Source organism: Mycolicibacterium hodleri (assembly GCF_025822245.1).
In the GTDB taxonomy this organism is placed as follows: Bacteria; Actinomycetota; Actinomycetes; order Mycobacteriales; family Mycobacteriaceae; genus Mycobacterium; species Mycobacterium hodleri.
The window spans coordinates 117535-143477 of sequence record NZ_JACKTL010000041.1 but is presented as its reverse complement, the minus strand read 5'-3'; the positions used below and the strand labels follow the sequence as shown (position 1 = coordinate 143477).

Here is a 25943-nt window from a genome sequence, read left to right as displayed (position 1 = left end):
CTGCGGACGCGCCACCGCCGGCCGAGCTTCCGCCCGGCCAGGGTCCGCTGCTGCCCTCGGAGGCCGTCCCCTCGGGGGCCGCGCCGCCGCAGGCGAGCGGTCCCGCCGCGGCCACGTACGATTCGAAGAACGGCGTCTTCGTCGACCCCGCCGGCGGCACGGGCGTGTTCGCCGCCGGGATCGACAAGGCGGACACCGCCGAGACCTGGGTGGACCTGATGTTGGATCCGAGGCAGTCGTAATTGGCTACGTTGCGGAGGGCTGGAGAAGCGAGCCAGGAGGACCGATGACAGACACGACTACCGGTGAATCGGCAACGGACACACCGGAGTCGGTGCGGAAAGCCGCTGCGCGTCGCCGCGCGTCCAGGGCCGCCGGCCCGGCGTCCGGCACGGTTCCGGAGGTTCCCGAGCACGTCGTGGTCGACTCGCCGTCGGTGGCCAAGGTGCGGCCCGCCAAGCCGGTCGGGCCCCCGCCGCGGCGGCAACCGCATCGCGTGCTGGTCGCGGCACTCGCCCTCGGCGTGACGGCCTTCCTGGTTGCCGCGATGGCCGGGGTGGTGGCGCTGCTGTTCACCCAGCAGAGCCACGCACGCGCAGAGGCGGCACGGGATCAGAGGTTCGTCGACACCGCGTCGCAGACGGTGGTCAACATGTTCAGCTATACCCAGAACAACATCGACGACAGCGTGAACCGGTTCGTCAACGGCATCAGCGGCCCGTTGCGCGACATGATGAGCCAAGGCAACAACGTCGAGAACCTCAAGGCGATCTTCCGCGACACCAACGCAAGTTCCGAGGCCGTCATCAACGGATCGGCGTTGGAGAAGATCGACGACACCGCGGACAACGCCTCGGTGCTGGTGTCGGTGAGAGTGACGGTGACCAATCTGGACGGCGTCAACGCACCGTCGAAGCCGTACCGACTGCGGGTCATCGTGCACGAGGACGACAACGGACGAATGACGGGTTACGACCTGAAGTATCCCGACGGGGGCAACTGATGAGTCGCTGGAGCGCCAGGATGGCGGTGCTCGTCGGCGTGCTCCTCGCGGCCGGCTTCGTCGCGCTCGCCGGATTCGGCGGCACGCTGTACTGGAACCGCGTCGAGCGGGTCGGGGAGCAGGAGGCCAGGGCCGAACTGCCCCAGTTGGCGGCCCAGCAGATCCCGATCATCCTCGGCTTCGACTATCAAACGATCGAGCGCAGTCGCACCGACGCCTATCGGCTGTTGACACCCGACTTCCGTCGCGAGTACGAGGACGACACCACCAAGAACGTCATACCCGCGGCGCGCCAACGTCAGCTCATCAGTCAGGTGAACATCGTGGGCGTCGGAATGCTTGACGCGCACCGTGATTCGGGCTCGGTGATGGTCTACATGAACCGCGTGCTCACCGACAAGACCAAGCAGCCGCTGTACGACGGCAGCCGGCTGAAGGTCGACTACCAGAAGGTGGGCGAAGACTGGCGGATCAAGAACATCACTCCGATCTAGGAGTCTCCGCGTCCTGAGTGGCGGCCAAGGCCTCGAGGAACGAGCGCGCCCAGCGGTCGACGTCGTGGGCCAGCACCTGCCGACGCAGCGCCCGCATGCGGCGACGGCCCTCTTCGGGGGTCTGCGCCAGCGCCGCCTCGATCGCATCCTTGACGCCGTCGATGTGGTGCGGGTTGGTGAGGTAGGCCTGCCTGAGTTCGGCTGCGGCGCCGGTGAATTCGCTGAGCACCAAGGCGCCGCCGAGATCGCTCCGGCAGGCGACGTACTCCTTGGCCACCAGATTCATCCCGTCGCGCAGCGGCGTGACCAACATGACGTCGGCCGCGACGAAGAACGCGATCAGTTCGTCCCTCGGCAGCGCCTGGTGGAGGTAGTGCACGATTGGGTGCCCGACTTTGCCGTACTCACCGTTGATGTGCCCGACCTGGCGCTCGATGTCCTCGCGCATCACCTTGTAGCTCTGCACGCGCTCTCGGCTCGGCGTCGCCAGCTGAATCAACACCGTGTTCTCCGGGTCGATCCTGCCCTCGTCCAGCAACTCCGAGAACGCTTGCAGCCGAACGTCGATGCCCTTGGTGTAGTCCAGCCGGTCGACGCCGAGCAGGATCTTGCGCGGATTGCCCAGATCGGCCCGCAACTCCTTGGCGCGCTGACGGGCGCCGCGGTTGCGCGCCTTGGTGTCGAGTTCCTCGGAGTCGATGGAGATGGGAAATGCGCCCACCTTCACCGTGCGGAAGCCGACCTGGATTTCGCCGAAACGGGACCGCACGCCGACGTTGGCCCGTGAGGTGTTGGCGCCCAGGAGACGCCGGGCCAGGATCATGAAGTTCTGCGCCCCACCGGGCAGGTGGAACCCGACGAGGTCGGCGCCGAGCAATCCCTCGATGATCTCGGTGCGCCACGGCATCTGCATGAAGAGTTCGACGGGTGGGAATGGGATGTGCAGGAAGAAACCGATGGTCAGATCGGGCCGCAGCATGCGCAGCATCTTCGGCACCAGCTGCAGCTGATAGTCCTGGACCCACACCGTCGCACCGTGTGCCGCCGCCTTGGCCGTCGCCTCGGCGAAGCGACGATTCACCTCGACGTACCGGTCCCACCACTCTCGGCGGTAGATGGGCTTGACGATCACGTCGTGGTACAGCGGCCACAGGGTCGCGTTCGAGAAACCCTCGTAGTAGTCGGCGAAGTCGTCGCCGGACAGCACGACGGGCCGCATCTCGAGGTCGTCCTCGAAGATGGGCTCCTCGTCGCCGTCGGTGACACCGGGCCAGCCGACCCATGCCCCGCGCCGTCGCCGCAGCAGCGGTTCCAACGCCGTGACGAGACCGCCGGGACTCCGCTTGTAGGACGTGGAGCCGTCGGGTCGCCGCTCCATGTCGATGGGCAGCCGATTCGCCACGACGACGAAGTCGGATTCGCCCTCTGCGACGACCTCCGTGTGCCCGGAGTCGGCTGGTGGGCTTCCTCCTGAGCTCATCTACGCCTCGAGCTTTGCCGGTCCGATGCCCAGCATGGACAGGAACACGCGGCACTCGTCGGCGTCGGTGGCATAGGCGGCGACGACGCGCCTCGCCATGCGGGCGGTGCTGTCGGCCAGGGGCTCGACGTCGCCGATTTCGGCAGGATCAGGTTTTGCAGCCATGCACCAACTCTAGGCGACTCGGCGAGCCGCCCAACCCATGATGGGTATTACCCGCCGTCGATGCTCGTCGGCGGCTGCACGAACTTCGGTGCGTTCTCCTGCAGGCCGATGCACTGACCGGTGTTGCCGCCGGTGCACGGGACACCGTCGACCGACGGCAGGCTGCCGGGGGACTGGTCGACGTTCGACTCGGGGAAACCGTTGTTCGTCGGCGAGTTGGGTACGGTGTGGGGCAGGCACGAACCCGTGTACAGATCCTCTTCCTCACCGGCGGGGCACGACGCCGCGGGCGCGGCGTTCGCGACGAGGGGAACGGTGAAGGCGGCCACCGCGGGGGCGGCGGCGAGGGTGAGCGCGAATCCGCCGGCGAGGATGATTCGTCGTGCTGAGAATTCAAGGTGCGGCATGGTCACGCTTTCTGTGTTTTCGGGAGTCTTCGTAGCGCCCGAGAATATTGACGGTTCGTCGCAGGAATTGTAGGGAAGCTCCCGCGAATCTGCACGAGTTCCGCGGGTTCCCTGAAAGCGCTCCGTCAGTTGGTCGAGCCCGTGATCGTCGGATCCGATCCGACAGACGACGTGGGCGGCACGTACTGCGGGGCGTCCTCGGACAGACCGATGCACGCGCCGGAGTCGCGCCCTGTGCACGGCACGCCGTCGATCTCCGGGATGTCGGGGTTGCCCGCGGGCGTCGTGAACGCCGGCGGCAACGGCGAGTTGGGCACTGCGAACGGCACGCAGGAGCCGGTGAACGGGTCGGCGTCCTCACCCGCGGCGCAGTCGTCGGCCAGCTGTGTGCCGGGTCCGCCAGTGGGGACGGCGAACGCGGCCACGGCCGGAGATGCGGCGACGGCGAGGGCGAACCCACCGGCGAGGATGAGACGACGTACGGAGAACTCGGAGTGCGACATGCGTGGATTGTAGGGAAGCTGGCAAGAATCTGCTTACATACTGCGAGTTGTCTCCGGAGAGTCGCGTCCGGCTAGTTGGTGGAGCCGGTGACGGTCGGGCTCGACCCGACCGACGACGTCGGCGGCACGTATTGCGGGGCGTCCTCGGACAGGCCGATGCACTGGCCCGAGTTGCCGCCGGTGCAGGGAACTCCGTCAACCGAGGGCAGGCCGCCCGGCGAGGTCTGGACTACCGGTGAGTTCGGCACGAGGTCGGGGGTGCACGCGTCGGTGTAGACGTCCTCGGTCTCACCGTTGGGGCACGCGGCTCCGAAGAACGGCGCGACCGACGGACCGGCGAACGCGGCGACCGCCGGTGCGGCGGCGATGGCGACGGCGAATCCGCCGGCGACGAGCAGTCGTCGTGCTGAGAGCTGTTGGGTCGTCATCGCCACGCTTTCTGTCGGTGGACCCGTCGTGCGCGGGACCCATCAGTGGCCACGACGATACGCCGAGATGGTGGAGATCTGCCGCTGATTCGGGTGTGAAGTGGTGCGTGCGTACGGTTTCTGTGGGGAGGCTCCACGTTCGCTGTGCCGCATGCGGGTCGGGGTGTGGTTACATACGAGAACGTGTTCTAGTTCTGCGACAAGGGGCAACGGTGCAGCTTTCATTGGCGGATCGGACGTACGTCGTCACGGGCGGCGGGAGCGGCATCGGCAAGGGTGTCGCCACTGCCGTCGCGGCGGCGGGTGGCGACGTGGTGCTGGTCGGTCGCAACGCCGATCGTCTCGCCGCCGCCCAGGAGGAAATCACCTCGCGCGCGGGCGAGGGCTGGGGCGGGGTCAGATACGAGCCCGCCGACGTCACCAACGAGGACGAAGTCGCTCACATGGTGGACGCCGCCGTCGCGTGGCACGGCCGCTTGAACGGCGTCGTGCACTGCGCGGGCGGCTCGGAGACGATCGGCCCGATCACCCAGGTCGACTCCGAGGCGTGGCGACGCACCGTCGACCTCAACGTCAACGGCACCATGTACGTGCTCAAGCACACCGCCAGGGAGATGGTCCGCGGAGGCGGCGGCTCGTTCGTCGGCATCTCGTCGGTGGCGGCCAGCAACACCCACCGATGGTTCGGGGCGTACGGCGTGAGCAAGTCGGCGATCGACCACCTGATGCAGTTGGGGGCCGACGAGCTCGGCGCGTCGTGGGTGCGGGTCAACTCGATCCGGCCCGGGCTCATCCGCACCGAACTCGTTGCACTGGTGCTTGATTCGCCGGAACTCAGCGAGGACTACCGCGTCAGCACGCCACTGCCGCGCGTCGGTGAGGTCGAGGACGTCGCCAACGCCTCGGTCTTCCTCCTCAGCGATGCGGCGAGCTGGATCACCGGTCAGGTCATCAACGTCGACGGAGGCCAGTTGGTCCGGCGCGGTCCCGATTACTCGGCGATGCTCGAACCCGTCTTCGGCGCCGACGGCCTGCGCGGAGTGGTCGGCTAGAGCCCAGCTACTGCTTGGGCATCGACGTCGGGCAGTAGCCCTGCACCGCGAGGCTGCCGAAGGAGCCGATCTTCTTGCTGTCGGACCAGTCGGTGGCGTTCTGAATGTGGCGCAGCGCGTTTTCGACCGAACCGGTGCGGGTCAACACGTCGCACGTCGAGTGGGCCAGGTCGAGGGCGAAGGCGTCGGACTTCAGCTTCAGGCCCTGACCCTTGACGGCCTTGAGGAATGCCTGGTCGATCTGTTGTGCTCGGGCGTCGTCGGTGGGGTCCGCGTGGGCCGGGACGGCCGTCGCGACCGCAACGGTCGCACCCGCCGCGACCAGCAGTGCCGCACCGAAGTTCTTCGCACTCATCTGCCACCCCTGTCCCGACGAAGTTCATGCCGACAGTACGCCAGCAAAGCTCACCGGGATATCGTCCGGCCGCGGGAGGGCGTTACGACCGAGCCCTGGCGTCGGAGCCGTCGTGGTGGATGCGGGAGTCCAGTTCGGTGAGTGAGCGGCCACCGCCACCCCACCTTCGGGCGATGATCTCGGCGGTGATCGACACCGCCGTTTCCTCGGGAGTCCTGGCCCCGAGATCCAGCCCGATGGGGCTGGACAGCCGGGCCGTCTCGGCGTCGGACAGCCCCACCTCACGCAGCCGGTCGAGGCGGTCGAGGTGGGTTTGGCGCGACCCCATCGCGCCCACGTAGCCGACGTGCGGCAGGCGTAGCGCCACGGCCAGCACCGGCACGTCGAACTTGGGGTCGTGGGTGAGGACGCAGATTACGGTCCTGGCATCGATTGCCCCCAGCTCCTGCTGGCCGGCGAGGTAGCGGTGGGGCCAGTCGACGACCACCTCGTCGGCGGCGGGAAACCGGGCGGGCGTCGCGAACACGGGACGGGCGTCGCACACCGTGACGCGATAGCCGAGGAGGGCCGCCTGGCGGGTCAGCGCCGAGGCGAAGTCGATGGCGCCGAAGACGATCATCCGCGGCCGTGGCGCATGGCTGGAGACGAAGACCTCCATGCCCTCGCCCTGGCGTTGGCCGTCGGGGCCGTAGGTGAGCACCGCTGTGCGCCCCGCGGCGAGCAGTCCGCGCACGTCGTCGGCGACGGCGTCGTCCGCGCGGGCCGATCCCAGCGAGCCCTCGGCGCGTGCCTCGCCGACCACCAGCCGCCGGCCGATCCACTCGACGTCGGGATGGGCGATCACGGTGGCGACGGCGATCGGGTGGTGCGACGCGATGGCGTCGGCGACGACATCCAGTTGCGAAAAGGTCTCTCGGGACACGGGTTCGGCGAAGATGTCGATGATTCCGCCGCACGTCAGTCCCACCGCGAAGGCGTCGTCGTCGGTGATGCCGTAGCGCTGAAGCCGGGGCCGACAGGTCTGCACGACCTCGCCGGCCAGGTCGTAGACCGCGGCCTCCACGCAGCCGCCGGAGACCGAACCCGCCACCGAGCCGTCCGGAGAGACCACCATCGCCGCGCCCGCTGCGCGGGGCGCGGACTTCATGGTGCGCACGACGGTCGCCAAGCCCGCCGTACCTCCGGCACGCCACACCGAGAGAAGCTCCTCGAGAACGTCGCGCACGCCCCGAGTCTAGGTCCAGCCGAGTACCGTTGGCCCATGACAGGATCGCCCCGTCCGCCACGGCGATGCGCAGGCTGACCGCCGCCGTGTGCGTCGCCGTCGTCGCGGCGCTGGCGGGCTGCGACCGCGGCGGCTCGCCCGATTCCCTCTTCGATTCGGCCGGCTATCACGTGCGAGGGGACGCCGTCTTCTACCTGCAGGCCTTCCCCGGCAAGGCGGTCGAGGTCGGCGGCGCCGACGCCGCGACGTTCGACCCGCTGGACCGCACCTTCGGCAAGGACCGCTCGACGGTCTACGTCGACGGGCGGGCGCTTGCCGACGCCGATCCCGCGACCTTCGAGTTGCTCGACCGCCCGGACTTCGCGAAGGACGCCGATCACGTCTACCAACGCGACACGGTGTTCAGCGACGATCCCGACCACTTCGAGTTGCTGGACGGGAACCTCGCCAGGGACTCCGACGCGGTGTACTGGTCCGACGGGCGGATTCTGTCGGACGACCCCGCCCACTTCAGGATCGTCTCGGACTCGGATTACTACCTGTTCACCAGGGACGACCGCGTCGTGCAGGTGAACGGCAACCCCGTCGCCGGTGCCGACCCGGCCACGTTCCGGGTGCTCAGAGGCGGGTACTCGCGCGACGACCACGGTGTCTTCTACTTCACCGATCGCATCGCCGCCGCCGATCCCCGGACCTTCGACGTCCTCGAAGGTCCGTTCGCCCGCGACGCCCGCCACGGGTATTGGATGGGCAAACCGGTTCCCGATGCCGACGGCGCCACGTTCCACGTGCTGAATGCGGCGTTCGAATGCTCCGCCGACGACACGCACGCGTACTACCGCGACGACGTCATCGTCGACGCCGATCCGCGGTCGTTCCCGCCGGGACACGTGGTGACCGGATGCTCGGAGACGTCGGTGTTCGTCGCCCCCTAGTGGGCACCTAGGGCGATCGCCGCCACAGGCAGTCGCCGGTCAGCTCGACGGTGAAGAGCCGGGGCACCACCTCCAACTGGAGTGGCTGGCCGGGTTCGCCGCGGTCGGACTGCGGCGGACCCAGGGTGGGTGTTCCGGAGATCACCGCGAATTGGGTTGCGCCACAGGTGGTGTTGGGTGTCAGCGGGGTCGCCGTCCATTGGCCGGACTCGAGCATCGGGTTGCGGCGACCCTGGCCGTGCAACGTCGTCACCGGCCCGGAGCTGACCCATTCGTCGCTGATCGGATAGGGATCGGTGACCGGCTGCCAGCTGGTGCCGTCGCAGGCCAGGGGTGCCTCCGCGCCGGCCGGCAACGTCAGCGCATCCTTGACCTCCGCGGTGCACGGCGTATTCGCCTGCGGCGCAGCGGGATCGGCGTTCGCCACCGCGATGGGCGACAGCGCCAACGCCGTCACCGCCGCCCCCGTCAGGATGCCGCGCAACACGAGCTGGCCTAGACCTTCGTCAGATCGGTCTTCATGAGCATCACGTTGTACTGAGAATACAGCGACAGATTCCAGTACAGGTCGGTGCCGGTGCCCATCGTCGCCGGCGACCACGGATGCATCATCGGCGCGTAGATGCCACCGGGCTGCTGCGCCATGAGCACCTTTGCGCCCGACCAGCCACCCTGAGGCGTGTCCGAGGTCCGCATGACGATGTTGTTGAACTGGTCGCCGTAGAGGACGACGTACTTCTTGAGCTGCTTGTTGTACTGGACCGACATCTCGCTGACCTGATTGCCGGGGTTCGCGACGCCGCAGGCGCCAGTGTCCTGCCCGAACACCGCCGAGGCCTTGGCCGGCTGGTTCTTGTACCAACCCGACGGGGTGGCGCCCCAGCCGAACCAGCCGCCCGGCGAACCGGCGCTGTAGTACTCGTACTTGCTGGTGTCGAGGATGTCCTTCTCGGCGACCCGCGAGACGTAGGCGGCACCCTGGCGGCCGTTCGGCGTGCCGTAGTTGTACACGTACCCGTCGCCGGGACGGACGTAGGCGCCCTGCTGGAAGTTCGCGTTGCCACTCCACGGGTCGTTGTAGCGCACCGAAGTCGGTGCGACGGTCCAGTTCTCGCCGTTGTCGGTGGAGTAGGCGACCGCGGAGTAGTTGGTGTTCCACTGGCCGGCGGCGCCCCAGTTGGACACCGACATGAAGTTGACGTACTGGGTGACGCCGAACTGGGTGCCGGGCGTCGGGATGGAGATGCCCGCGGTGGGGATGAGCGTGACGCCCGCGGGCAGGCCGTCGGGGTGGATGATCTGCCGGGCGGTGGTCGGGCTGCTCAACGGCGTGCCGCCGAACATGTTGCCGTTGTACCACTCTCCGTTGGGGATGGTGATTCCGTCGGAGAGCACGGTGTCGGCGCTGCGCAGCAGCACGTTGAAGCGCCAGTTGCCAGTCATGTTGGCGCCGCTGAACGTGTCGCCGAACGCCATCAACACCTGGTGCTCGTTGTACGGGGTGGTGGGGTCGTCGACCATGCCGTTGTCCCAGATGACGCCGACGTCGGTGCCGGTGATGCCGAAGCGGGTCAGGGTGTCGGCGATCAACGGGTTGCCGGTCTGGTAATTGCCCGTCACCCACTGGACGAACTGCGTCGACGGGCTCAATTGTGCGCCGGGAAGCGGGAAGCCGGGCACGTTGACGGCGGCCGCCTGGGCCAAGGCGGTGGTGGCGGCGGCCAACGAGAGGGTGGTGGCGTCGGCGGTGACGGCCGGTGCCGCGGTGGCGCGCCCGGTGACGGCGTTGACGAAGTCGTCGAACTCGCGACGGGCGTACGCCAGCAGCGACCACGCCAGCGGGGGATCGGCGGCAGCCGGCGCCCCTGCACCCATGAAGGGGGCCAGCATCCAGTTGACGACGCTCGACACCATGCCGCCCACCACGGCCAGCGGGTTCTGCGGTGCAGCGGGTGCCGGGGCGGTCGGGGTCACGTCGACGACGAGGGCGGTCGGCGTGGGGGAGGTCGACTTCGCGGCGGCCGAGACGACCGCGAGAGTGGCCGTCGCCTTGGGCGCCGGGTCGTCGGCCGTCACCTTCGCCGCGTTGGGGGTGGCCGCGGTCGGCTCGGACGTCTTGGCCGTCGCCGTCGAGGCAGGTGCCGCGGTGGCGGCGGTCGGAGCCGCCGGGGTGTCGTTCGGCTTCGGCTTCTTGGTCGGGGTGGGCGTCGGGGTCGGGGTGCTGTCCGGTACGTCCGGCGCGGCGGCATCGGGGACGGTGACTTCGGGCGTGGCCGTCGGTTCGGGCGTGGCCGTCGGCTTGGGCGTCGGCGTGGCGGTGGCAGATGCCGTGCCGCCCGAGCTACCGGTGTTGGTTTGCGCGCTGACCACCCCGCTGGCCACCGTGCCCGACGTGGCGGTGCCCGTGGGCTTGACGTCGGTCCCGGTGGACGTAGTCGTGGTGGTGGTCGCGGTCGTGGGCTCCGTCGACGATTCCGCGGTGGACGGCGACGACGGCGAGGCCGCGGTGTCGCCCGACGTGCTGGCACTGGCGGTGCTCGCCGACTGGCTGCTCGACGAGTTGGTCGACGTGTCGTCGGCGGCGGCGACGCCGTATCCCGTCGCCACGGCCGTGCCGACTCCCAGCGCGACGGCTAGACCGCCGACCCGACCGATGTACCTGGAGGCTCCCATGTTGGCCCTTCCGATGCGCTGAACTGCTCTTCCCCGACGGAGCAGAGCAATTGAATCGCACTATCTCCGGGCTCATCGGTGAAAGCTGACATTCACAACTTTCACTCCTGTTGCCTTCGTCGCAGAGGCCGGGCGCGTTACCGGCGAACTCGTCAGCCCAGTTTCTCGAGCGCCTTCTCGTACAGCGCAAAGGCCTCGGCCAGGCCGCCGCCGACCCAGGCGTCGACGATCCCGACCTTGTCGGCCACCAACTGAATCTGGGTGACCCACGTCTGAAAGCCCTGGTCGGTGCGCAGTGCGTCGATCTGGTCGTGGGTGCCCTGGATGAGGATGAAACCGCCGAGCTCGGTGCTCTGCGGCTTGAGGACAGCGGCGTCGTAACGCTCGATGCGACCCTCGGTCGAGAGTTGCTCGAGGTAACCCGTCAGCGACGACTTCAGGAGCGCCAACGCCTGTCCTTCGCGTCCGCGGGCGGGGATTCCCCAAGCGACCCAGACACCGGCTTCGGACATGAGTTTCCTCCTCGGCTGATGGCGGACGTGGCGGCCGCGCCTGCGAGTATCTAGTACGACTGCCCGTCTGCATATCGCCGTCGGCGGGAGTGTCGCCCGTTGCCCCGGTTTCGGCTCTTGTAGGTCACGAGCTGTGAGTCGCAGTTCGGGCAGACCAGCCGCAGATTTTCCCGTCTGTTGTTCGTCGGGTTTCCGTCGACGTGGTCGAGTATGAGCGCGAGGTGCTCGCCGAGCCACGTGTTCGCCCCGCCGCAGATCGCACAGCAACCGTTCTGGGCGTCGGAGAGGTACTGCCGGATGTAGTGCGTTCGCCGACTGTCGACCGCTGCTTCACCGGTTTCGAGCCACCGCTTGACACCGGAGTCTCGCCGAGCCTCGGCTTGACATGCGTTGTCGCAGTACATCTTCTGGCTACGACGGGAGAGCGCGGAACCGGAATGGCGACACTGCCTCATGTGCGGAGGCTACGACCGCCCACCGACAGGATTGATCGTTGGAGCCCCCTATCGGGATCGAACCGATGGCCTACATATTACAAGTATGTTGCTCTACCACTGAGCTAAGGAGGCGTGCGCGCCTAGCTTATCGGCTCACTCGTCGGCGTCGACGACCCGTGGGGCGGGAATCGGCCGCGTGACGGGCCGTCGTCCCCGGGCGCGCGGCAGCGGGATTCGGCCGGCGATGTTGCTCAGGGGGTTGACCACCTGGCTGAGGGTGATGACGGCTTCGTGGAGTGCGTCGATCGTCGGGGTCAGCGCCTCGAGCCCCGGCGCGAGCCGGTTGAGGGTGTCGGCCACGTCGGCCAGCTTCATCAACGCGCCCTGCTCGGCGGTGAGGGTGTCGAGCAGGCCGCCTTCGGCGAGCAGCTTGTCCGCGACGCCGTCCTCGCGCAGGATGCGCTCGATCAACCCGTCGTTGGCGAGCAACTGGTCGGCGAGTCCGCCCGGGGCGATCACCCGGGACACCGCCCCGTCGTCGGTGGTCAGACGGTCGACCAATCCCCCCTCGGCGGTCAACTGGTCGATCAGTCCGCCGGGCGCCACCGCGCGGGTGACGGGGCCGTTCTCGGCGGTCAGCCGGTCGAGGAGGCCACCTTCGGCGGTGAGCTGGTCGACGAGTCCGCCCGGCCGCAGCATCCTGTTGACGGGCCCGTCCGGTGCGAGGGCGCGGCCGAGCGGGGCGTCGTCGTCCATCAGACGGGCCAGGCGGTTGGCGCGTTCGACGGCGTCCTCGAGTCCGAGCATCTGCGCCAACGACGACCTGCCCGCGGGCAGAGTGCCCTCGCCGAGGCCGCGCTGGACGACCTGAAGGGTCTCCCCGGCGATGCCCAGGCCCACGTCGGCGACGGCAAGACCGATGCGTACCGGTGCGGTCGCCACGTCGACGAGGGCTTTGCCAAGATTCATGCGCCCAGTCTATGGCGGGGGTCACACCTAGCTTGCCCGAGATCAACTCACAGGAATCTCACAGCGCTCGAGCAGCGTCAATGCATGGGAATGGGAGGACATTGTTCACATGGCCATGGCTGCAGTTCCGGAGTTCATCCCCGAAGCGCGAATCCTCGTCGTCGACGACGAAACCAACATCGTCGAGTTGCTCTCGGTGAGTTTGAAGTTCCAGGGCTTCGAGGTGCACACCGCGTCGAGCGGCCCCGCGGCCTTGGACAAGGCGCGGGAGATCCGCCCGGATGCCGTCATTCTCGACGTGATGATGCCCGGGATGGACGGCTTCGGCGTGCTTCGCCGGCTCCGCGCCGACGGCATCGATTCGCCCGCGCTGTTCCTGACCGCGCGCGACTCGCTCCAGGACAAGATCGCCGGCCTGACCCTCGGTGGCGACGACTACGTCACCAAGCCCTTCAGCCTCGAAGAAGTCGTAGCGCGGCTGCGCGTCATCCTTCGCCGCTCGGGTCGCGGCGTCGAGGAGCCCCGCAGCGCGCGGCTGACGTTCGCCGACATCGAGCTCGACGAGGACACCCACGAGGTGTGGAAGGCCGGCGAGCCCGTCTCGCTGTCGCCGACCGAGTTCACCCTGCTTCGCTACTTCATCATCAACGCCGGCACGGTGTTGTCGAAGCCGAAGATCCTCGACCACGTCTGGCGGTACGACTTCGGCGGCGACGTCAACGTCGTCGAGTCCTACGTGTCGTACCTGCGTCGCAAGATCGACACCGGCGAGAAGCGTCTGCTCCACACCCTGCGCGGCGTGGGATACGTCCTGCGCGAACCGCGCTGACGCACCCTCGTGCGTGAGTTCGCCAGCCGACGGCCGCGCTTTCTGCACAATGTGGGGATGACCGGGGGAATGTCAGGCTTTCGGGGACGCGGCATCCCACTGCGGGTGGGACTCGTGGCCGCGACCCTCGTGCTGGTGGCATGCGGCCTGCTCGCCTCGGGCGTCGCCGTCACCTCCATCATCAGGCACACCTTGATCAACCGGGTCGACGAGACCCTGCTCGACGCCTCGCGAGGATGGGCTCAGGCTCCCCGCCGGATGCCGGCCACGCCCATGGAGGATCCGAACCCGGCCAGGCCACCGTCGGACTTCTACGTGCGCGGCATCGACTCCGACGGTCGCATTTGGATGGCGGTCAACGACCGGGACGCCGAGCCCGCCCTGCCCGACAGCAACGACGTCGGACCGGTACCCGTCACCGTCGGCTCCATCGACCACTCCAACGTGCAGTGGCGGGCGATGACGGTACGCGGGTTGCACGGTGAACTGACCACCGTCGCCATCGACCTCTCCGACGTCGCATCCACCGTTCGTGCGTTGACGTGGTCGCAGGTGGGCATCGGCGTCGCGGTGCTGTTGGTGCTCGGCATCGCGGGCTTCGCCGTGGTGCACCGCAGCCTCCGCCCGCTCGTCGAGGTGGAGCAGACCGCCGCGGCCATCGCGGCGGGCGAGCTCGACCGCCGCATTCCGGAACGGGACACCCGTACGGAAGTGGGCCGATTGTCGTTGGCGCTCAACGGGATGCTCGCCCAGATTCAGCGGGCGGTGGCGTCGTCGGAGGCCTCGGCCGAGAAGGCGCGTACGTCCGAGGACCGGATGCGCCGGTTCATCACCGACGCGAGCCACGAGCTTCGTACGCCGTTGACCACCATTCGCGGGTTCGCCGAGCTGTACCGCCAGGGCGCCGCACGGGACGTCGAGCTGTTGATGAGTCGCATCGAAAGCGAGTCCCAACGGATGGGCCTGCTCGTCGAGGACCTGCTGCTGTTGGCGCGACTGGATGCCCAGCGCCCGATGGAGCAGCGCCGGGTGGACCTGCTGTCGCTGGCCAGCGACGCCGTCCACGACGCGCGGTCGGTCGCGCCGAAGCGCACGGTCACCATGGAGGTCCTGGACGGCCCCGGGACGCCCGAGGTGCTCGGCGACGAGGCCCGGCTGCGGCAGGTGATGGGCAATCTGGTGGCCAACGCGCTGCAGCACACCCCGGAGTCGGCCAACATCGCCATCCGCGTCGGCACCAGGCAGGACAGCGCAATCCTGGAAGTGGCCGACGAAGGACCCGGCATGAGTCGGGAGGACGCGCACCGGATCTTCGAGCGGTTCTACCGCACGGATTCGTCCCGGGCGCGGGCCAGCGGCGGCACGGGGCTGGGACTCTCCATCGTCGACTCCCTGGTGTACGCGCACGGCGGCACGGTCAGCGTGACGACGGCGCCGGGTCAGGGCTGCCGATTCACGGTTCAGTTGCCGCGGGTCGCCGACGTGCCGGTGGTGGACGCCGACGAGCCCGCCACCGTTTAGTCCAGTTCGGCCAGCGCGGCCGTGATCTTGGCCTGCGCCTCGTCCAGCGACTCCGGCGAGGGGTTGCGGTCGACGTTGGCGAAGCCGAAGTCGGACAGGTCGCGGGCCGGGAAGACGTGTACGTGCAGGTGCGGCACTTCGAGGCCGGCGATGATTAGGCCCGTCCGTTCCACGCCGAACGCCTTGGACTGGGCCTTGCCGATGCGCTGTGCCACGGCCATCACGTTGGCGAAGACGCCCGCCTCGACGTCCTGCCAGTTGTCGATCTCGGCGCGCGGGACGACGAGCGTGTGCCCTTGGGTCATCGGCTCGATGGTGAGGAAGGCGACCACCTCGTCGTCCTCGTAGACGAATCGGCCGGGGATCTCGCGGTTGATGATCATGGTGAACACGGAGGCCATGGCTCGAGCATGCCAGACCGGCCCTGGGAGGGCGATCAGCGGCGGCGGACGAAGCCGTCCAGCTCGTCCACCGTCCACGGGGGCGAGTCGTGGTGGTCTCGGTAGGCCACGACGCTCGGTGTGGGCCGGTCGAAGCGGCCGACGAAACCCCCTGCGGCGATGAAGATTTGGCCAGTCACGTCCGTGGCTGCGTCGCTGACCAGATACGCGTAGGTCGACGCGGCGTACTCGGGTTCCGCCGCGTCGAGCGCGCCCTGCATGCTGACGTCGTCGAGCAGCCCGCGACGGTTGAGGTCCGCGATCTGGGCCTCGTACTCCGGGCCGGTCGACAACCGCGTCCTCGCGCCCGGGCACACCACGTTGGCTCGGACTCCGGCCGTCTTCAGCTCGGCCGCGATGGCGAGCGTCAGGCCGTTGACCGCACCCTTGCCCGCGGGATAACCCGTACCGCCGTAGTCGCCGAGGAACGCGAACGAGCTGGTGTTGACGATCGCGCCGCCGCCCTGGGCGACCATCTTGGGCGCCGCGGCCCGGCACGTCTCGAACACCGTGCCGAGGTGCGCGTCGAGGAGCTCCCGGAACTGCCCCGAGGTCACGGTGAGGATCGACGAGCCTGCCGGCTCCGCGGTGCCCGCGCAGTTGACCAGCGCGTCGATCCGGCCGAAGTGCTCGACGCACGAGTCGACCAGCGCGTCGGCCGTCTCCGGGTCCGCCGGCGAGCCGGGGAAGCCGACGGCGCGACCTCCCACGTGGGCGACGGCCGCGTCGACGGCATCGGCGTCGCGCCCGTTGACGACCACACCGAAGCCCCGAGCCGCCAGAAGCCCGGCGACGGCGAGCCCGATCCCGCGGGACCCGCCGACGACGACTGCGCCGGAGGTCAGGCCTCGTCCTCCTGGCTGAACTGCATGGCGTCCATGTTCCAGTAGCCCCGCAGGTTGGTGATCAGCCCGGAGTCGTTCACCCGGTAGGTGAAGACCCCACGTACGGTCGCCGTGAAGCCGTTGGGGAACGCGGTGTGCAGCACCAGGATGTAGGCGATCTCCGTGGGGGAACTCGACCGGAAGGTCTCCTCGCGGGTCACCGTCAGCCGGTTGGGCCCGATGTTCGCGTCGTAGAAGGCGGCGAGCGCCTCCTTGCCGCGGACACCGGTGCCGTCGGGGTTGGTGACGGCCTCGCCGATCGGGTCCTCCACGACGACGTCGTCGGCCATCAGCGCGAGCCAACCCTCGCGGTCGCCCGCCTGGACGCATCGCCACGACGCCTCCGAGGCGGCGACCACTGGAGTCAACTCCGCTGTCTCCTGCGACATTTCGCTACCTGTCGGCGTCGGTGAAGCGGATGACCCCACGGATGTTGCGGCCCTCGAGCATGTCGGTGTAGCCGTCGTTGATCTGCTCCAGCTGGTACTGGCGGGTGACCATGTCGTCGAGGTTGAGCCGGCCCGCCTTGTACATCGACAGCAGCTGCGGGATGTCGAAGTGCGGGTTGCCGCCACCGAAGATGGTGCCCTGCAACCTCTTCTGCATCAGGGTCAGCATCGCCAGGTTCAACGTGACGTTGGTGTCCATCATGCTGCCGATGGCGGTCAGCACCGTAGTGCCGCCCTTGGAGGTCAGGTTGACGTAGTTGTCCACGTCCTTGCCGTCGAGTTCGCCGACGGTCACGATGACCTGCTTGGCCATCAGCCCCTGCGTCACCTCGGCGACGCCGGCGAAGGCAGACTCGATGTCGGGATAGGCATGTGTCGCACCGAACTTCAGTGCGGCGTCGCGCTTCCACTCGACGGGTTCGATGACGAAGAGGTTGCGCGCACCGGCGTTCACCGCGCCCTGCAGCGCCGACATGCCGACGCCGCCGACGCCGATGATCGCGACGTCGTCACCGGGGCGGATGTCGCCGGCCTTGACCGCCGAGCCGTAGCCCGTCGTCACGCCGCAACCGACCAGACAGGCGACCTCGAACGGGATCGAGGGGTCGATCTTCACCACGGAGCTCTTGTGCACCACCATGTACGGGCTGAAGGTGCCCAGCAGCGTCATCGGGAAGACCGGCTGGCCCTTCGCGGTGATGCGGTGCGTGCCGTCGGAGACGGCGACGCCTCCGAGCAGCCCGGCCCCCAGGTCGCAGAGGTTGCGCAGGCCGGCCTGACATGACGGGCAGCGCCCGCATGACGGGATGAAGGACAGGACGACGTGGTCACCGGGTGCCAGGTCCTCGACGCCGGGTCCGACCTCGGTGACGATCCCGGCGCCTTCGTGGCCGCCGAGTACGGGGAAGCCCATCATCGGGATGCCGCCGGTCACCAGGTGGTGATCGGAGTGGCACATGCCCGAGGCTTCCATCTGGATCTTGACCTCGTCCTTGACGGGATCGCCGATCTCGATCTCCTCGATCGACCATGGCTGGTTGAACTCCCAGATGAGTGCGCCCTTTGTCTTCACGAGTACCTCTCTCGACTTGCGACTTGAGTCAGTGACAACAGACTAGAACCTCTAGTTAAGTGGATCACACCCACCCCAAGCAACTGCTTGGTGGGGCTACCAGATGGGGACTGGGCTCTGGCCCAGCGGGTAGTAGCCCGGCAGCTGCTCGCCGGCCATGCTGCGTTCGATGCGCTTCTGCATGGTCGGGGTCAGGTCACCGGATTCGATGAGCTTGATGAAGGCCTTCTGGACGTGGCCGAAGTCGAAGAAGTCGCGCTGCCACTCGATCAACAGCTGGTCGTTCAGCCGGAACCAGCTCCCGCCGATGCCGTAGATCTCGTCGCGCGTGCCGTCTTCCTTGTTGGCGACCTGCTTCCAGAAGCCGACGATCTCGTTCTGCTTCTCGTCGATGAGCACCTTCTGGTACTCGTAATTCCAGTTCTCCAGGCCTTCCATCTCCAGGCCGAGCGCGACATCGCGGATCTCGTCCTTGCCGATGCACATCACGTCCTCTTTGGGACCGATGTTCCAGCCGTAGGTGGCATCGTCGGTGTAGAACTCGGCGAGCAGCTTCCAGTCACCGGCCACCTCGCCGTCCTTGTTGGCCTGCAGCCAGCGCTGCGTCCATTCTTCCAATTGCTCACGTGACGCCATTGTCAGTCCTTCTCCTTGAGGGAAATTGCTTGGGTCGGACACATGTCGATCGCCCGCTCGACGTCCTCGCGGATGTCGTCGGGGGGCTCGGCGTCGAGGATCTCGACGACGCCGCGCTTGGGCACCGCGAAGACGTCGGGGGCCTCCAGTTCGCACATGGCGTGGCCCTGGCACAGGTCCTCGTCGAGTTCCACGCGGTAGCAGCCCATGGTGCCTACTTGACTCGCCTGCGATAGCGCACCTTGGCCGGCTGGGCCAGCTGCACGACCATCTTCGAGTGATCGTTCTGGTAGCTGTCGGCGGGCTGTGACATCTCGAACCCGTACTCGCGCAACAAGACCGAGAAGATCGCCTTGATCTGCATCTGGGCGAACGCCGCGCCGACGCAGCGGTGCTTGCCCGCGCCGAATGGGATCCACGTCCACCGGTTGGCGAGGTCCTCCTGACGCGGCTTGTCGTAGCGGTCGGGGTTGAAGTCGTCGGGGTCGGGGAAGTCCTCGGCGATCCGGTTCGAGATGGCCGGCGACGCGGCGACGAACTGGCCCTCGTGGATCGGGTAACCCGCGACCTCGAATTCGTCCTTGGCGACGCGCATCAGGATGATGAGCGGCGGGTGGAGGCGCAGCGTCTCCTTCAGCGAGTTGTCGAGTTTCGGAATCTGCCGCAGCGCATGGAAACTCACTTCCTGGCCGTCGGCGTAGAGCTCGTCGAGCTCCTGCTGGACGTCGGCGTAGACGTCGGGATGGCGCAGCAGCTCGATCAGGGTCCACGACGAGGTGCCCGAACTGGTGTGGTGACCCGCGAACATCAGTGAGATGAACATGCCGGTGACTTCGTTGGCCGTGAAGCGGGGGTTGCCGTCGTCGTCCTTGATCGACACCAGCACGTCGAGCAGGTCGCGATCCTGCTTGTCCTTGGGCGGGTTGGCAATCCGGCCGTCCATGATCTCCTGCACCAGCGCGACGAGCTTCACGCGGGACTCGTCGCGGATGCGGAAGCTCTCGATGTCGAGATACGGGTCGACGTAGCAGAGCGGATCGGTGCCGCGCTCCAACTGGTGGTAGTAGTGCGCGAAACGGCTGTCCAGCTGCTCGCGGAACTTCAGCCCGATGAGGCAGGCGGTCGAGGTGTAGATCGTCAACTCCGAGAAGAAGTCGAGCAGTTCGATCTCGCCTTCGTCGCCCCAGTCGGCGATGATCTTCTTGACCTCGTTCTCGATGGTGGCGGCGTGGCCCTTCATCTGCTCGCCGCGCAATGCGGTGTTGTGCAACATCTCTGCCCGGCGCTCGGGGTCGGCGTCGAACACCACGCCCTCCCCGAATATCGGTGTCATGAAGGGGTAAGCCTCGGCCTGGTTGAGCTCGGCGTCGCTGGAGCGGAAGAAGAATTCGTTGGCCTCGGAGCCAGACAGCATGACGACCTGCTTGTCGACCAGTTGGAACCAGCCGACGTCGCCACACTCGGAGCGGATGCGGTGCATCAGACCGATGGGGTCGGTGCGGAATTCCTCGAGGTGGCCGTACTCCTCTTCGCCGCCCGAGACGCGAGGGACGATCGCAGTGGTCATGAGTTCAAGTTCTCCTCGTTGAGGACGAGCTTCTGGCGCTCTGATGGATCGCTCGCCAAGGGGGCTTCGGGTTGAAGTTCCATGTTCGCGATGAAGCCGCCGCGTGGCGTTTCGGCGACGAACGTGATGGCACGCGCCAGATCGGAGGCGCGCAGGAAGTAGTCGTGGCGGGCCTGGCCCCACTTGGCCCAGTCCTCCAGTGCGGGACCGATCAGCTCGGCGGGCAGGCTCCAGCCCATCGAGGTCTTCGTCGGCCCGGGGTGCACGATCGACGCGCGAACACCCGTGCCCTCCAACTCCATCTGAAAGTTGGTGACCATGGCGACCAGAGCTGCCTTGGCCGCTCCGTAGGCGCCCATGTGCGGGCGCTGCCGCAGCGCCACGTCGGAACCCACGAAGATCAGGTCACCGCGCTGGCGTTCCAGCATTCCGGGGAGCACCGCGGTGGCCAGTCGGTTGGCGCCGACCAGATGGATCTGCAGCTGCGAGTTGAAGTCGTCGGAGCTGATCTCGGCCAGCTTGCCGAAGTAGGTGTCGCCGGCGCCCGCGACGAGCACCTCGATCTCGCCGAGCGCGTCGACGGCGTTGGCCACGAACGACTTCACCGAGTTGGGATCGGTGACGTCGAGGTGGAAGCCCACCGCCTCGCCGCCGTCGGCGCGGATCTTGCCGACGAGGTCGTCGAGTTTCTCGACGCGGCGGGCACCGAGGGCGACGGGAAAGCCGCGGGCGGCCAGTTCGATGGCCGTGGCCTCACCGATGCCGGCGGAGGCGCCCGCGACGATGGCGGGCCTGCGGTCGGGGAGCGGAGCGAAACGTGGCATCTATCGGGCCTTCACGGTGATGGGCAGGTGGGCGAAGCCGCGGACGCTGCTGGAGTGCACCCGGACCGAGTTGGCCTCGTCCACCTCGTAGCCGCGGACGCGCTTGAAGAACTCGGTCAGCGCCACCTGTGCTTCCATTCTGGCCAGGTGGGCGCCCAGGCAGAAGTGGGCGCCGCTTCCGAAACTGACCAACTTGGAACCGATTTCGCGGTCGATGCGGTACTCGTCCGGGTTGTCGAACACCCTGTCGTCGCGGTTCGCCGACCCCGGAAGCAGCAGCAGGACGTCGCCCTCGGGGATGGTGGTGTCGTACATGGTGATGTCGGCGGAGACGGCGCGGGCCAGGATCTGGCTGGAGGTGTCGTAACGCAACGTCTCCTCGACCCATGGCTTGACCAGTGAGTGGTCGTCGAAGACGGGGGCCAGCTGATCGGGATTCTTGAAGCCCCAATACGCCGCGTTGGCAAGCAGTTTGGTGGTGGTCTCGTTGCCGGCGACGACCATGAGGAAGAGGAACGCGATGATCTCCTCGTCGGTCAGTTTGTCGCCGTCGATCTCGGCCTCGACGAGTGCCGAGGTGAGGTCGTCGGTGAGCTTCGCGCGCCGGGAGGAGACCATGTCGGCGTAGTAGACCATCAGGTCGGCCGAGGCCTGGATGGCCTCGGCTGGCACGTCCTTCACGCCGTCGTCACGATGCATCACGCCGTCGGCGAGGGCGCGGATGCGGACCCGGTCGGACTCGGGCACGCCCATCAGCTCGGAGATCACGTCCATGGGCAGCTTGCCTGCGAAGTCGTCGACGTAGTCGAAGCGATCCGACTGCAGCGCGGCGTCCAGGTGCGCAACGGCAATCTCGGTGACCCGTGCTTCCAGTTCGCGAATTCGCCTGGGGGTGAACCCCTTCGAGACCAGGGTCCGCAACCGAAGGTGCCCGGGATCGTCGAGGGCCAGGAACGACATCACCCGGTGGGCGTGTTCGTTGCGGGAAATCGGGTCGAGCGAGACGCCGTGCTTGTTCGACAGGGAGGTGCTGTTGCGAAAACCCTGGACGACGTCCGCATGACGGGACAGGGCCCAGAACTTCTGATCCTCGTTGCGGTACAGCGGTGCCTCGTCACGCAGGCGTCGGTAGTAGGGGTACGGGTCCTCGTGAAAGTCGTAGTCGTAGGGGTCCAGGAGGACGTCCGACGTGCTGGCGGTCATGTGGCTTCTCCCAAGATGAGGCCGACGACGTAGCTCAGTCGATCGGCGATCTGGTGGTAGGTGAAGGCGCCGCTGCCGGCGTTGACGAGCGCACCGAAGTACGTCATCTCCAGGGCGGACACCACCCGCGGATCGGTGTCGGGTCCGGCCGCGGACTTGATCCTGCGGTGGATCTCCATGCCGATGCGGTCGCGGACGCGGCGCACCGTCGGATCGTTGCCGGTGAGCAGCGCAGTGGTGCACGCGGCAGCCACCTCGGGTTCGTCGGCGACCACCAGGGTGAGGTTGCGCAGGGCCTTCTCGACGCGGGTCGACATCGACTCGTTGACGTCGGTGTAATAGGGCACCTTGCCCATCAAGTCGAGGTAGATCTCGGCGATCAGGTGATTCTTCGACGAGAAGTACGTATAGGCGGTGGCCGGCGCCACCTTCGCCCGCGCCGCGACGGCGCGCACGGTCAGGTCGGCGTAGGAGGATTCCCGCAGCATCTCCATGCCCGCGGTGAGGACCTTGCGAAAGGTCTCTTCCTGCCGTCTGTTGCGCGGCGTTTCGTCGAGCGCAGACGCGGTCGGCTCGGCGACCGAAGCCGCGGCATCACTGGACACATGTCCAAGTTATCCGACGAGGTCGGCAATCGGCAAGCGCGTGGCATCGTTTGAATCGAATGCGCAGCTGATCACCGACTTTCGCGTCTGTCGACCGAGTCGGTCTTGCCATGCCCGCGCACCTGTGGTTATGGTTCGACTCAACATGGCCGGACAGGTGTCCAGGACCAGAACGGGAGTTGTGATGGCGCTGCTAGGCGATCGCGAGAGCCGGTTGCTCGTCGACGGCAAGCTGGTCGCGGGTAGTGGGGGCACGTTCCCGACGGTCAACCCGGCGACCGAAGAGGTACTCGGCGTCGCGGCGGATGCGACCGCGGAGGACATGGGCGCGGCGATCGAGGCCGCGCGCCGCGCGTTCGACGACACCGACTGGTCCACCAACGTCGAACTCCGCGTGCGGTGCATCCGTCAACTGCAGCAGGCGATGCGCGATCACGTGGAGGAGTTGCGCGAGCTGACGATCGCCGAGGTCGGCGCGCCGGTGATGCTGACGTCGATGGCCCAGCTCGAGGGGCCGATCGAGGATCTCAGCTTCTGCGCCGACACCGCCGAGTCCTACCAGTGGACCACCGATCTCGGCATCGCGGCGCCGATGGGCATCAAGACGCACCGCACGGTCGCGCGCGAGGCCGTCGGCGTCGTCGGTGCCATCACGCCGTGGAACTTCCCGCACCAGATCAACCTCGCCAAGCTCGGCCCCGCGCTGGCGGCGGGCAACACGGTGGTGCTCAAGCCGGCGCCCGACACGCCTTGGTGCGCAACCGTGTTGGGTGAGCTCATCGTCGAGCACACCGACTTCCCGCCTGGCGTGGTCAACATAGTGACCTCCAGTGACCACGGCGTGGGTGCGCTGCTGTCGACGGATCCGCGCGTGGACATGGTGTCCTTCACCGGCTCGACCAACACGGGCCGGGCGGTGATGGCCGACGGTGCCGCGACGCTGAAGAAGGTGTTCCTGGAACTCGGTGGCAAGTCGGCGTTCCTGGTGCTCGACGACGCCGACCTGGCGGGCGCTTGTTCCATGGCGGCGTTCACCGCGTCGATGCACGCCGGGCAGGGATGCGCGATCACCACTCGCCTGGTGGTGCCGCGGGAGCGCTACGACGAAGCCGTCGAGGCCGCCGCGGGCACCATGTCGGGGCTGAAGGCGGGTGATCCGACCAAGTCCGGAACGGTCTGTGGCCCAGTGATATCCGCGCGCCAACGAGACCGCATCCAGGAATACCTGGACTCGGCGATTGCCGAGGGTGGGACGTTCGCGTGTGGTGGCGGTAGCCCCGCCGACCGCGACACCGGCTTCTTCATCGATCCGACGGTCATCGCGGGCCTCGACAACAGCGCACGGGTGGCGCGCGAGGAGATCTTCGGGCCCGTCCTGACGGTCATCGCGCACGACGGTGACGACGACGCGGTGCGGATCGCCAACGATTCGCCCTTCGGTCTGTCGGGCACGGTGTTCTCCGCCGACGAGGATCGGGCCGCGGCCGTCGCCGCGCGCATGCGCGTCGGCACGGTCAACGTCAACGGCGGCGTCTGGTATTCGGCGGACATGCCCTTCGGCGGTTACAAGCAGTCCGGCATCGGCCGGGAGATGGGAATCGCCGGTTTCGAGGAGTATCTCGAGACCAAGGCCATTGCCACGGCAGCGAATTGAGGAGACGCCCAATGGGTCTGTACGGGGATCAGTTCAAGGACAAGGTCGCGATCGTCACCGGTTCCGGTGGTGGCATCGGGCAGGCCTACGCCGAGGCGTTGGCCCGCGAGGGTGCGGCCGTGGTGGTCGCGGACGTCAACGTCGAGGGTGCGCAGAAGGTGGCCGACGCCATCAAGGGCGAGGGCGGAAACGCACTTGCGGTGCGGGTCGACGTGAGCGATCCGGATTCGGCCAAGGAGATGGCCGCGCAGACGCTTTCGGAGTTCGGTGGCATCGACTACCTGGTCAACAACGCGGCGATCTTCGGCGGGATGAAGCTCGACTTCCTGATCACCGTGGACTGGGAGTACTACAAGAAGTTCATGAGCGTGAACCTTGACGGCGCACTGCTGTGCACGCGCGCGGTCTACCGGAAGATGGCCAAGCGCGGCGGCGGGGCGATCGTCAACCAGTCCTCCACCGCAGCCTGGTTGTACTCGAACTTCTACGGTCTGGCGAAGGTCGGCATCAACGGGTTGACCCAGCAGTTGGCGACCGAGCTTGGCGGGCAGAACATCCGGATCAACGCCATCGCGCCCGGTCCGATCGACACCGAGGCGAACCGCAGCACCACCCCGCAGGAGATGGTCGCCGACATCGTGAAGCGGATTCCGTTGTCCCGCATGGGGGAGCCGGAGGATCTCGTCGGCATGTGTCTGTTCCTGCTGTCGGATCAGGCGAAGTGGATCACCGGCCAGATCTTCAACGTCGACGGCGGCCAGATCATCCGATGAGCGCTGACGTGCGGCTGGGCTACATCGGCCTGGGCAATCAGGGCGCCCCGATGGCCAAGCGCCTCGTCGAGTGGCCCGGCGGGCTCGTCGTCTTCGACGTGCGCACCGAGTCGATGGCGCCGCTGGCCGAGCTCGGAGCCACCCTCGCCGACGGCGTCGCCGACGTCGCCGCCGCCGACGTCATCAGCGTCACCGTGCTCACCGACGCGCAGGTTCGCGACGTCGTCGCCGAACTGGCCGACCACGCGAGGCCCGGTACCGTGGTCGCGATCCACTCCACCATCGAGCCGGACACTGCCGCCGAGCTCGCCGAGCAGTTGCGGCCCAAGGGCATTCACATCGTGGACGCCCCCGTGAGCGGTGGCGCCGGGGCGGCCGCAAAGGGCGAGCTGGCCGTCATGGTCGGCGCCGACGACGAGGCCTACGAACGCGTCAAGCCCGTCTTCAAGCAATGGGCGTCGATGGTGGTCCGCGCGGGCGAGCCCGGAGCGGGCACGCGAATGAAGCTGGCGCGCAACATGTTGACCTTCATCGGGTTCGCCGCCGCATGCGAGGCACAGAAGTTGGCGGCAGCCGCGGGCATCGACCTGCAGAAACTTGGCCGGGTCGTCCGCCACAGCGACGCCCAGAGCGGCGGCCCGGGCGCGATCATGGTCCGCGACGACACGTCCCCGCTGGCGTCCGACCACTTCCTGTACGACATGTTCGTCCACACCCGCGGTCTGGCCGAGAAGGATCTACGGTTGGCCCTGGGACTTGGTGAGGCCGCCGGCGTGGACCTGCCGCTGGCCGAGATCGCGCTGCGAGACCTGGCCGACGGCCTCGGCGTGCCGCACGAGAGGAGTTAG

Annotated in this window: 32 protein-coding genes, 1 tRNA gene and 1 pseudogene; 11 read left to right on the top strand and 23 right to left on the bottom strand. The window is 67.6% G+C overall.

What is annotated here, in order from left to right:
- The 3 genes and pseudogenes from H7J06_RS18295 to H7J06_RS18285 all read left to right on the top strand — a co-directional run.
- Positions 1 to 242 (top strand): annotated as a pseudogene (locus tag H7J06_RS18295) (mammalian cell entry protein); the annotation flags it as partial.
- A 44-nt stretch (positions 243 to 286) separates the two neighbouring features.
- Positions 287 to 1003, top strand: coding sequence for an Rv1363c family protein (locus tag H7J06_RS18290; RefSeq protein ID WP_264040430.1), 717 nt, complete (start codon positions 287 to 289; stop codon positions 1001 to 1003).
- The gene (locus tag H7J06_RS18285; protein ID WP_264040429.1) at positions 1003 to 1497 is read left to right on the top strand and encodes a mammalian cell entry protein; all 495 of its coding nucleotides are present in this window, start codon (positions 1003 to 1005) and stop codon (positions 1495 to 1497) included. The genes H7J06_RS18290 and H7J06_RS18285 overlap by 1 nt, the downstream gene beginning before the upstream one ends.
- Here H7J06_RS18285 and H7J06_RS18280 read toward each other — a convergent pair.
- The 5 genes from H7J06_RS18280 to H7J06_RS18260 form a co-directional block, all read right to left on the bottom strand.
- Complete coding sequence (locus tag H7J06_RS18280) at positions 1484 to 2977, bottom strand: alpha,alpha-trehalose-phosphate synthase (UDP-forming) (protein ID WP_264040428.1); 1494 nt, start codon at positions 2975 to 2977, stop codon at positions 1484 to 1486. The genes H7J06_RS18285 and H7J06_RS18280 overlap by 14 nt on opposite strands.
- Positions 2978 to 3142, bottom strand: coding sequence for a hypothetical protein (locus H7J06_RS18275; protein WP_170220004.1), 165 nt, complete (start codon positions 3140 to 3142; stop codon positions 2978 to 2980).
- A 47-nt stretch (positions 3143 to 3189) separates the two neighbouring features.
- The gene (locus tag H7J06_RS18270) at positions 3190 to 3549 is read right to left on the bottom strand and encodes an intersectin-EH binding protein Ibp1 (RefSeq protein ID WP_264040427.1); all 360 of its coding nucleotides are present in this window, start codon (positions 3547 to 3549) and stop codon (positions 3190 to 3192) included.
- A gap of 125 nt (positions 3550 to 3674) precedes the next feature.
- The gene (locus tag H7J06_RS18265) at positions 3675 to 4052 is read right to left on the bottom strand and encodes an intersectin-EH binding protein Ibp1 (protein ID WP_264040426.1); all 378 of its coding nucleotides are present in this window, start codon (positions 4050 to 4052) and stop codon (positions 3675 to 3677) included.
- 71 nt (positions 4053 to 4123) lie between these two features.
- Positions 4124 to 4480 carry an intersectin-EH binding protein Ibp1 gene (locus H7J06_RS18260; protein ID WP_264040425.1) on the bottom strand — a complete coding sequence of 119 codons (357 nt, stop codon included), beginning with the start codon at positions 4478 to 4480 and terminating at the stop codon, positions 4124 to 4126.
- Between the two features lie 212 nt (positions 4481 to 4692).
- Here H7J06_RS18260 and H7J06_RS18255 point away from each other — a divergent pair, with 212 nt between their 5' ends.
- On the top strand, positions 4693 to 5532 hold the full coding sequence (locus tag H7J06_RS18255; RefSeq protein ID WP_264040424.1) for an SDR family oxidoreductase: 840 nt from the start codon (positions 4693 to 4695) through the stop codon (positions 5530 to 5532).
- Positions 5533 to 5539: 7 nt separating this feature from the next.
- On the opposite strand, the gene H7J06_RS18250 is transcribed toward H7J06_RS18255, so the two are convergent.
- Positions 5540 to 5887, bottom strand: coding sequence for a DUF732 domain-containing protein (locus H7J06_RS18250; RefSeq protein ID WP_264040422.1), 348 nt, complete (start codon positions 5885 to 5887; stop codon positions 5540 to 5542).
- An 82-nt stretch (positions 5888 to 5969) separates the two neighbouring features.
- On the bottom strand, positions 5970 to 7112 hold the full coding sequence (locus tag H7J06_RS18245) for an XdhC family protein (RefSeq protein WP_264040421.1): 1143 nt from the start codon (positions 7110 to 7112) through the stop codon (positions 5970 to 5972).
- A gap of 29 nt (positions 7113 to 7141) precedes the next feature.
- Here H7J06_RS18245 and H7J06_RS18240 point away from each other — a divergent pair, with 29 nt between their 5' ends.
- Positions 7142 to 8047, top strand: a complete 906-nt coding sequence (locus H7J06_RS18240) for a DKNYY domain-containing protein (protein ID WP_264040420.1) — start codon at positions 7142 to 7144, stop codon at positions 8045 to 8047.
- A gap of 7 nt (positions 8048 to 8054) precedes the next feature.
- Here the strand turns inward: H7J06_RS18240 and H7J06_RS18235 are convergent, their stop codons facing one another.
- Positions 8055 to 8534, bottom strand: coding sequence for a hypothetical protein (locus H7J06_RS18235; RefSeq protein WP_264040419.1), 480 nt, complete (start codon positions 8532 to 8534; stop codon positions 8055 to 8057).
- An 8-nt stretch (positions 8535 to 8542) separates the two neighbouring features.
- A complete protein-coding gene (locus tag H7J06_RS18230; protein ID WP_264040418.1) occupies positions 8543 to 10123 on the bottom strand; it encodes a glycoside hydrolase family 183 protein in 1581 nt (526 codons plus the stop codon).
- Between H7J06_RS18230 and H7J06_RS32410 the strand changes: the two genes are divergently transcribed.
- On the top strand, positions 10086 to 10742 hold the full coding sequence (locus H7J06_RS32410; protein ID WP_264040417.1) for a hypothetical protein: 657 nt from the start codon (positions 10086 to 10088) through the stop codon (positions 10740 to 10742). The genes H7J06_RS18230 and H7J06_RS32410 overlap by 38 nt on opposite strands.
- A 130-nt stretch (positions 10743 to 10872) precedes the next feature.
- On the opposite strand, the gene H7J06_RS18220 is transcribed toward H7J06_RS32410, so the two are convergent.
- The 4 genes from H7J06_RS18220 to H7J06_RS18205 all read right to left on the bottom strand — a co-directional run bounded on the left by H7J06_RS18220 (position 10873) and on the right by H7J06_RS18205 (position 12638).
- A complete protein-coding gene (locus H7J06_RS18220) occupies positions 10873 to 11232 on the bottom strand; it encodes a hypothetical protein (RefSeq protein WP_264040416.1) in 360 nt (119 codons plus the stop codon).
- A gap of 50 nt (positions 11233 to 11282) precedes the next feature.
- Positions 11283 to 11687 carry an HNH endonuclease gene (locus H7J06_RS18215; protein WP_264040415.1) on the bottom strand — a complete coding sequence of 135 codons (405 nt, stop codon included), beginning with the start codon at positions 11685 to 11687 and terminating at the stop codon, positions 11283 to 11285.
- A 39-nt stretch (positions 11688 to 11726) separates the two neighbouring features.
- Positions 11727 to 11801: transfer RNA gene (locus H7J06_RS18210), tRNA-Thr, on the bottom strand.
- A gap of 21 nt (positions 11802 to 11822) precedes the next feature.
- Positions 11823 to 12638, bottom strand: coding sequence for a hypothetical protein (locus H7J06_RS18205; protein WP_264040414.1), 816 nt, complete (start codon positions 12636 to 12638; stop codon positions 11823 to 11825).
- A gap of 109 nt (positions 12639 to 12747) precedes the next feature.
- On the opposite strand from H7J06_RS18205, the gene H7J06_RS18200 reads away from it, so the two are divergent.
- Both H7J06_RS18200 and H7J06_RS18195 read left to right on the top strand, forming a co-directional pair.
- Positions 12748 to 13467 carry a response regulator transcription factor gene (locus H7J06_RS18200; RefSeq protein WP_264040413.1) on the top strand — a complete coding sequence of 240 codons (720 nt, stop codon included), beginning with the start codon at positions 12748 to 12750 and terminating at the stop codon, positions 13465 to 13467.
- Positions 13468 to 13536: 69 nt separating this feature from the next.
- Positions 13537 to 14988, top strand: a complete 1452-nt coding sequence (locus H7J06_RS18195; RefSeq protein ID WP_264040444.1) for a sensor histidine kinase — start codon at positions 13537 to 13539, stop codon at positions 14986 to 14988.
- On the opposite strand, the gene H7J06_RS18190 is transcribed toward H7J06_RS18195, so the two are convergent.
- The 10 genes from H7J06_RS18190 to H7J06_RS18145 form a co-directional block, all read right to left on the bottom strand.
- Entirely contained in the window at positions 14985 to 15389 is a 405-nt protein-coding gene (locus tag H7J06_RS18190; RefSeq protein ID WP_264040412.1) for an HIT family protein, read from the bottom strand. The genes H7J06_RS18195 and H7J06_RS18190 overlap by 4 nt on opposite strands.
- 35 nt (positions 15390 to 15424) lie before the next feature.
- Positions 15425 to 16273: an SDR family NAD(P)-dependent oxidoreductase gene (locus H7J06_RS18185; protein ID WP_264040443.1), complete on the bottom strand. Its 849-nt coding sequence runs from the start codon at positions 16271 to 16273 to the stop codon at positions 15425 to 15427.
- On the bottom strand, positions 16270 to 16701 hold the full coding sequence (locus H7J06_RS18180; RefSeq protein WP_264040411.1) for a nuclear transport factor 2 family protein: 432 nt from the start codon (positions 16699 to 16701) through the stop codon (positions 16270 to 16272). The genes H7J06_RS18185 and H7J06_RS18180 overlap by 4 nt, the downstream gene beginning before the upstream one ends.
- 4 nt (positions 16702 to 16705) lie before the next feature.
- Positions 16706 to 17833, bottom strand: coding sequence for an NDMA-dependent alcohol dehydrogenase (locus H7J06_RS18175; protein ID WP_264040410.1), 1128 nt, complete (start codon positions 17831 to 17833; stop codon positions 16706 to 16708).
- Positions 17834 to 17929: 96 nt separating this feature from the next.
- Positions 17930 to 18469, bottom strand: coding sequence for a nuclear transport factor 2-like protein (locus tag H7J06_RS18170; protein WP_264040409.1), 540 nt, complete (start codon positions 18467 to 18469; stop codon positions 17930 to 17932).
- A gap of 2 nt (positions 18470 to 18471) precedes the next feature.
- Positions 18472 to 18678 carry a ferredoxin gene (locus H7J06_RS18165; protein ID WP_079924352.1) on the bottom strand — a complete coding sequence of 69 codons (207 nt, stop codon included), beginning with the start codon at positions 18676 to 18678 and terminating at the stop codon, positions 18472 to 18474.
- Between the two features lie 5 nt (positions 18679 to 18683).
- Positions 18684 to 20036 (bottom strand): lanosterol 14-alpha demethylase, encoded by a 1353-nt coding sequence (cyp51, locus tag H7J06_RS18160; RefSeq protein WP_264040408.1) that lies wholly within the window; start codon positions 20034 to 20036, stop codon positions 18684 to 18686.
- Positions 20033 to 20860, bottom strand: coding sequence for an SDR family oxidoreductase (locus H7J06_RS18155; RefSeq protein WP_264040407.1), 828 nt, complete (start codon positions 20858 to 20860; stop codon positions 20033 to 20035). Before H7J06_RS18155 ends, cyp51 begins: the two co-directional genes overlap by 4 nt.
- Positions 20861 to 22063: a cytochrome P450 gene (locus H7J06_RS18150; protein WP_264040406.1), complete on the bottom strand. Its 1203-nt coding sequence runs from the start codon at positions 22061 to 22063 to the stop codon at positions 20861 to 20863.
- Entirely contained in the window at positions 22060 to 22668 is a 609-nt protein-coding gene (locus H7J06_RS18145; RefSeq protein WP_264040405.1) for a TetR family transcriptional regulator, read from the bottom strand. Before H7J06_RS18145 ends, H7J06_RS18150 begins: the two co-directional genes overlap by 4 nt.
- A gap of 184 nt (positions 22669 to 22852) precedes the next feature.
- Between H7J06_RS18145 and H7J06_RS18140 the strand changes: the two genes are divergently transcribed.
- Genes H7J06_RS18140 through H7J06_RS18130 form a run of 3 tightly spaced genes read left to right on the top strand, consistent with a single transcriptional unit; the run spans position 22853 to position 25943 of the window.
- Positions 22853 to 24322 (top strand): aldehyde dehydrogenase, encoded by a 1470-nt coding sequence (locus H7J06_RS18140; protein ID WP_264040404.1) that lies wholly within the window; start codon positions 22853 to 22855, stop codon positions 24320 to 24322.
- 11 nt (positions 24323 to 24333) lie between these two features.
- The gene (locus tag H7J06_RS18135) at positions 24334 to 25095 is read left to right on the top strand and encodes an SDR family oxidoreductase (RefSeq protein WP_264040402.1); all 762 of its coding nucleotides are present in this window, start codon (positions 24334 to 24336) and stop codon (positions 25093 to 25095) included.
- Positions 25092 to 25943: an NAD(P)-dependent oxidoreductase gene (locus H7J06_RS18130; protein ID WP_264040401.1), complete on the top strand. Its 852-nt coding sequence runs from the start codon at positions 25092 to 25094 to the stop codon at positions 25941 to 25943. Before H7J06_RS18135 ends, H7J06_RS18130 begins: the two co-directional genes overlap by 4 nt.